Origin of the sequence: Adlercreutzia sp. DFI.6.23 (assembly GCF_024462535.1) — a bacterium.
GTDB classification, from domain to species: Bacteria; Actinomycetota; Coriobacteriia; order Coriobacteriales; family Eggerthellaceae; genus Adlercreutzia; species Adlercreutzia rubneri.
The window spans coordinates 1-304 of record NZ_JANGBP010000452.1 but is presented as its reverse complement, the minus strand read 5'-3'; the positions used below and the strand labels follow the sequence as shown (position 1 = coordinate 304).

At 67.4% G+C, this 304-nt stretch carries 1 protein-coding gene; it reads right to left on the bottom strand.

The genetic code is table 11. The features are described from left to right. A partial coding sequence (locus NE591_RS14100) for a ferrochelatase (RefSeq protein ID WP_256156958.1) occupies positions 1 to 304 on the bottom strand: 304 nt, incomplete at both ends.

The window sequence follows — 304 nt, the reverse complement described above, 5'->3', positions numbered from 1 at the left end:
GATGGTCCAGGCACGGCGATCGAGCCCGAGCTCGCCGGCCACGGCCAAACTCGTGGCCCCGGTCTGCAGCTCGTAGGTATCCCCCGCCTCGATGTCCTTCAGCGGAATGGAGTGGAACAAGAACAGAAGGCGATCTCCCGACTCTTCGGAAAAGCCCGCGTTGCGGATGGAGGCGGCCACGGCCCGGACGTAGGTGGCGTCCTCGCCGTAAGCGTCGATAAGGCGCACGTCGCCCTTGAACCTCGCGCGGCGCACCGCCTTGGCCACGCCGTCGCTCACCGAGCCGGTGGTGGAAAACGCCGAC